5 protein-coding genes are annotated in these 5,871 nt (G+C 69.9%); 2 read left to right on the top strand and 3 right to left on the bottom strand.

The features are described from left to right. Positions 1-442: 442 nt before the first annotated feature. The 3 genes from ACTWP9_RS36520 to ACTWP9_RS36510 all read right to left on the bottom strand — a co-directional run bounded on the left by ACTWP9_RS36520 (position 443) and on the right by ACTWP9_RS36510 (position 3,012). On the bottom strand, positions 443-898 hold the full coding sequence (locus ACTWP9_RS36520) for an RNA polymerase sigma factor (protein ID WP_443250624.1): 456 nt from the start codon (positions 896-898) through the stop codon (positions 443-445). After that, positions 891-1,130, bottom strand: coding sequence for a hypothetical protein (locus ACTWP9_RS36515; protein ID WP_443250623.1), 240 nt, complete (start codon positions 1,128-1,130; stop codon positions 891-893). Before ACTWP9_RS36515 ends, ACTWP9_RS36520 begins: the two co-directional genes overlap by 8 nt. A 913-nt stretch (positions 1,131-2,043) precedes the next feature. After that, on the bottom strand, positions 2,044-3,012 hold the full coding sequence (locus tag ACTWP9_RS36510; protein ID WP_443250622.1) for a LysR family transcriptional regulator: 969 nt from the start codon (positions 3,010-3,012) through the stop codon (positions 2,044-2,046). A gap of 171 nt (positions 3,013-3,183) precedes the next feature. Here ACTWP9_RS36510 and ACTWP9_RS36505 point away from each other — a divergent pair, with 171 nt between their 5' ends. Both ACTWP9_RS36505 and ACTWP9_RS36500 read left to right on the top strand, forming a co-directional pair. Further along, on the top strand, positions 3,184-4,383 hold the full coding sequence (locus tag ACTWP9_RS36505) for a PrpF domain-containing protein (RefSeq protein WP_443250621.1): 1,200 nt from the start codon (positions 3,184-3,186) through the stop codon (positions 4,381-4,383). A gap of 53 nt (positions 4,384-4,436) precedes the next feature. Then, positions 4,437-5,687 (top strand): SLC13 family permease, encoded by a 1,251-nt coding sequence (locus tag ACTWP9_RS36500; RefSeq protein WP_443250620.1) that lies wholly within the window; start codon positions 4,437-4,439, stop codon positions 5,685-5,687. Positions 5,688-5,871: the final 184 nt, after the last annotated feature.

Genomic DNA, 5,871 nt, shown 5'->3' with positions numbered 1-5,871 from the left:
CCGGGATCCGTGCAGCCTTCGTCCAGGTCAGCAACCCAATCGAGCCGTTCCGCGCCTTCACCTCCCGGGTGAAGATCGATTACCCCCGAGGTGCTGGTTGACCTGGGAATGCAGGGGACGCCCCCATGGCCATCGGTGGATTCAGGCTAAGGGCCCACGCGATGCAGTCCGCGACGGTCTGACGGACCACCGTATGTCCAACGACCCACGTCACGCAGGTCACGACGGTCAGGGCGATCGCCGTGACCATCCAGTTCTCGGACCACCACTGAGCCGGTGGCAGCACCGGGTCCCTGCGCGGGTCGTCGGCGGGAGTTGTGCGCTGGAGCTCGCGGCCGGCCGCGAGTCCGAGGACTGTCAGGACGCCTATGACCACGGTAGCGATGCTGGCACGCAGCAGGACCATCGCGCGCGTGCTGTGCCGAGCCACGGTGCCGGGGTGCTAGCCCATGAGGATGGCCGTCTCGTCCCGGGTGTAGTCCAGGGCGTGGGTTGCCCACACCGCGGTGCGCTGCGGCACCGACAGTTCCCGCACCGCCCGGTGCACCGCGTCTCGGTTGTCCACCAGCGTGCTGAAGTCGGCGACACACGGGGGAGGGCAGCAAAGCGGGTCGGCGGCCCGTTTCTCGTCCATGCGGTGGTGCTCTGCGCGGCGCGTCGCCAGGTGGAGGATCTCGGTGCGGATCAGTTTGTCGAGGTAGGCACGCGGCTGCCGCACGGAGCCCGGGTCCCGCAGCGCCGTGGCGAAGGCGCTGCTGACGATGTCGTCGGCGTCCGCCACCGAAGGCGGTACGTTGGCGCCTTGGAGCAGCTGGCGGGCCTTGCCCGTCATCTCGCCTCGGCACTGCGCAAACACCTCGCCCAGCGTCTCGGCGGTCACGGCCTTCGGCTCAGCCACTCCCCTTCCCCTTCCCCTTCCCCTTCCCCTTCCCCTTCCCCTTCCCCTTCTCCTGCTGCATCTGCTTCCGTCCGCTGGACGGCACCTGCTGCGGGACCTCGACGGCGCGTTCTGCGCGGATGATCTCGGCCTTGCCCCGGGCCCGGTTCCGGTAGGCCACGCTGTCCAGCAGCTTCTTCAGACTCGGGAGTAGCAGCAGGACTGCCCCTGCCAGAATGCCAAAGAGCTCCACGGCCCAACCTCTCCTTCAGTGTGCGGCCGTTGAGCGCTTCCGTACCGAGCGGCGGCCGATCACCCTGGAGAGCCGTCAGCGTGACGTTCTGATGACACCCCTCCCATCATTTTCCTGCTTGGGGCTGAGGCTGTTACCTCGGATGTCTGGTGTTATCGAGCCGATATCAGGGTTCGCTCGTATGGCTACGGTGCGTGGTTCACCGCGATGTGAACTGGCCAGCTGACCAGGGGATGACCGCAGACGCAACTTGGCCGTAGCTGTACGAGAACGCGCCATGGGGGTCGTTCTCGGTGACATCCACGAGCCCGGCCTCGGCGAAGGAAGGGATCCAACGCATCACGGTCGGGCAACCCGACCAGCTCCTGCACCCGTTCGGGGAGCGGCTCATTGTCGACGGCAGCATGGAGGACGACGTACAGGAGCCGCGCAGTCGGGCTCAAGCTCGGGGACGAACAGCACGTCACGGTGCACCGTCACCCACGGACCCGGACGGGAACGCACCCGCAAGGGGCTCACGCCCCACCCCCCGGAACAGGCTGCGGCAGCTGGCTGCGAACAGCGCTGGGCCTGCGCGTGCCGCCCTGGCGCGACAGCGGAGAGTACCCGCGCGACGGCTGGAATCTCGCCGGAGACCGCTCGCCCGAAGGACTGGAGGGCGGCAGGGCCGGAACGCGACACTCGGATGCTGCTTGATCACGATGTCGCTGCCGCGGAACGGAAAGCCCTCCCACCGCGCGCCGTCGAGGACGGGGAAGCGGTACCGCACCACGGGACAACCGTCGGCCGCTGTCTCCGCCACCGGATCAGCTCCTCCTTGCCCGCGTACTGCGTGTGGGCGCGCCGCTGCGGTACGTACCCACACGCCCTTTCCCATGCACACCGGCCCGGGCGGGCCGGGCGGGGTGCCGCGTCAGGCACGTCGCTGCCCGCCCCTCGGCACCGCGCCGAGTTGGGTGCGGTCCAGGCCGGCACCGGTGAACTTCTGTGCCACGGAACGCAGAACATGGGCCATGGCCTGCGCGGGCGGGGTGGCGGCGCGGGACGCTGCGCGGGCGAGCAGGATGCGGCGGGTGGGCGCCGGCACGTCGGAGCCGAAGGGCAGCAGGCGGACGTCACTGCGGCGGCTGGTGAGGGCGAGCCGGGGAGCGAGGGCGATGCCGAGGCCGGCGGCGACCATGGCCTGGGCTTCCTGGTAGTCGTGCGACGCGTAGGCGATGCGCGGTTCGAATCCGGCCCGGCGGCAACTGCGGCGCAGGACGTCGGCGACGGGGTGGTTGTCGGCGCGGATGATCCACTCCTGGTCGGTGAGGTCGCCGAGGCGCAGCGAGGGCAGGGCGCGCAGCGGGGAGTCGGCGGGGACGACCAGCACGGTCGGGTCGTCGAGAAGGTGGGTGAGGGCGAGCGCTTCGTCGTCGACGCGGTTCCACTCGTAGTCCCACAGCAGCGCTTGCTCGATCTCTCCCGTGTGCAGCATCTCCCGCAACTGGTCGAGGACCCCGGCGTGTACGACGGTTCGCACCCCGGGGTGGCGGCTGCTGAACCGGGTGAGGGCCAGCGGCAGGAGCGAGGCGCTGGCGGTGGGGAAGGAGCCGAGCCTGAGCGTGCCCTCGTCGAGGTCGGCGAACGACTCCAGATCGGCCTCGGCCGCGCGCAGTTCACGGCGGACCGCCCGGCCGCGCTCGGCCAGCGCCGCACCCGCCGGAGTGGTGCGGATACCGCGCGGCAACCGTTCGATCAAGGGCTGTCCGGCCTCCCGCTCCAGCAGCGACATCTGCTGGGAGGCGGCGGAGGTGGTCATGCCCAGCGCCTGCGCGGCGGCAGTGAGCGAGCCGCGCTCGGCAGCCTCGGTCAGCAGCAACAGTCGACGCACGTTCAGCATGACAGAGAGTTTAGCTGAACTAAACGGAGGTGAAGAAATCTGCCATTGTGCCCAAGTTACGCGTCTGCGAAGGTCTTCGCATTCGCCGGAGCGGTTCAACGGAGCGCAACCCGCTCGTAACCGTCCGCCCGGCCCTCTCCTCCCCCACGCGACCCAGGAAGAGCCTCAGCTGTGCACACTCCCGCGACTCTGGTACGTGGTGGCACCAGCAAGTGCTGGTTGTTCAGCCAGGTCCATGTCCCCACCGACCGCAGCGAGTTGGAGAAGCTGCTGGTCGCCGCGTACGGCTCCACCGATCCGGTGGAGCTGGACGGGGTGGGCGGAGCGACCCCGACCACCTCCAAGGCGGCCGTCGTCGGTGTCTCCCCCGAGCCGGGCGTGGATGTCGACTACCTGTTCGCGCAGGTCGGCATCGGCACCGGAACGGTGGAGTGGACCAGCAACTGCGGCAACTGCGCCACCGCCATCGCCCTGTACGCGGTTGCAAAAGGGCTGGTGCCCCTCACCGGTGACCGCACACGTGTGGTGATGCGGAACAGCAACACCGGCGCGGTGCTCGAAGGCGTGGTGGACACCACGGGCGGCAGGGTGCACGAGTTCGGCGACCAGACCGTGCCCGGCACCCGGGCCGGGGGAGTGGCGGTCGGTCTTGCCTTCCTCGACCCGTCCGGCGGCACCGCCGGTTCACTGCTGCCCACCGGACGGGCGGTCGAGGAGTTGCGGATCGGCACCGCCGGGCCGCAGCAGGTGAGCATGGTGGACGCGGGCGCGCCGGTGGTCCTCGTCGCCGCACCGAGTGTCGGCCGTACCGGCACCGAGACGCTGGACCAGATGCGCGCCGACGTTCCCTCACTGCGCGCGGTCCGCCATACCGCCGCGTCGCTGATGGGCCTCCTCAAGCCGGGTCAAGAGCCCGGTGACGCCGTGCCCAAGGTGGGCCTGGTCGGTCCCCCGGTCCGGTACACCACCACGCTGGGCGAGCTGGTCGCCGCCGAGGACTACGACGTGTCCGTCCGCATGCTCTCCATGAACAGCCCCCACCCGGCGATCGGCCTCACCTCCGCCGTCGCCGTCGCGACCGCCGGCCTGCTGGAGGACTCCGTGGTCTCCCAGGCCATGGGCGGACGGGGTGGACGGGCCGGCTCGGCCGGCCGGGGCGGCGAGTGGCTGCGGCTGGGCACCCCCGCCGGCGTCGTGGCCGTCCGCTGTTCGGACATCCGCCACGGCGTCCCGGGCCGGGTCACTGTACAGCGGGCAGCCCGGCTGCTCGCCGACGCACGCATCTACGTACCGGAACCAGGAGCAGGGACTCCTGGAACGGGACGCATCTCACCTCCGGCGACCGGCCTCCAGCCGTCAGTGCCGGGGTAACCTCGCGCCCCTCGGGGCGCGGTCTCCTGTCCCCTCCTGCACCGAGGACAAACATGTCTCCTGAAGTGATCTCCATAGGCGCACTGCTGGTGATGTTCGTAGTGGGCACCGTGCTGCCGATCAACCTGGGCATTCTCGCCTTCGTCGCGACCTTCGCGGTCGGCACCGCCTCGCTCGGCCTCCACGAGGACGAGATCTTCGAGGGCTTTCCTGCGGACCTGTTCGTGACGATCGTGGGGGTCACGTACCTGTTCTCCGTCGCCCGCCGCAACGGCACCATCGACCTGCTCGTCGCGGCGGGGGTGCGGCTGGTCCGCGGGAAGGTGGCGCTCATCCCCTGGGTGCTGTTCCTGGTCGCCGCCCTGCTGACGGCGTTCGGCACCTTCACCCCCGCCGCCGTCGCGCTCCTCGTCCCTATCGGAATGAACTTCGCATACCGCTACAAACTCAACCCGCTGGTGGTCGGGATGATGGTGATCAGCGGCGGCCACGCAGGCGCGTTCTCCCCGCTCGCCGTCTCCGGTGCGCTGGTACTCGGCCTGGTCGACAAGACCGAGCTGCACGTCTCTCCCGTGGCCCTGTTCACCGCCAGCTTCGTCATCAACCTGGCGCTTTCGCTGCTCACATACCTGCTGCTGGCCAAGCGCCCTGTCCCGATGGCCGAGCGAGACGACGCCACGGCCGACGAGGACCCCGCCGTCACCGGCACACCCGACTGGCGGCAGTGGCTCACCCTCGCCTGCCTGGTCGCCCTCGTCGTCGGCGCGCTCGGCTTCCATCTGGAGGTCGGCTTCCTGGCCCTGGCCGCGGGCGCCCTGCTGGCCCTGGTCGACATGAAACGGCAGGAGAAAGCCGTCGACGGCATCAGCTGGTCCACCCTGCTGCTGGTCGGCGGCATGATGACGTACATCGCCATGCTGGAGAAGGCCGGCATCATCGAGGAGATCTCCGAGCACACCGCCAACCTCGGTACCCCGCTCTTCGTCGCCCTGCTGCTGTGCTTCACCGTGGCCATCACCTCGGCCTTCGCCTCCTCTACCGCGATCCTCACCGCGATCATCCCCCTCGCCGTGCCGCTGCTGCTCTCCAGCCACCTCAGCGCCGCCGGAGTGATCGCCGCCCTCGCCGTGTCCACCACCATCGTCGACACCTCCCCCTTCTCCACCAACGGCGCCCTGGTCCTGGCCAACGCACGTGGCGTCGACGCCCGACGCTTCTACCGCCAGGTCATCAGCTACACCGGCAGCATCGTCGCCCTCGGCCCCGTCGTCGCCTGGGGTGCACTGGTCCTGCCCTGGTCGTAGTGCGGGGCGGTGATGCGACGGAGGCCGCCGAGCGCGATCCCCCTCAACGGCCCTCCGTCCCGCCTGCCGCGGTCAGGCTGGCTCCGCGCGAAGCCCTCGGCCGCTGTTCCGCCACCTCACCCGGCTCATGCCCGACACCCGTGTGACTCCGGCCGTCAGTTGTGGTGGGGGGGGGGGGGGGGAA

This window comes from Streptomyces sp. 3N207 (assembly GCF_052246355.1).
Taxonomy (GTDB): Bacteria; Actinomycetota; Actinomycetes; order Streptomycetales; family Streptomycetaceae; genus Streptomyces.
Note: the sequence above shows the minus strand (reverse complement) of the source record. Positions and strands in the feature narration are given on the sequence as shown.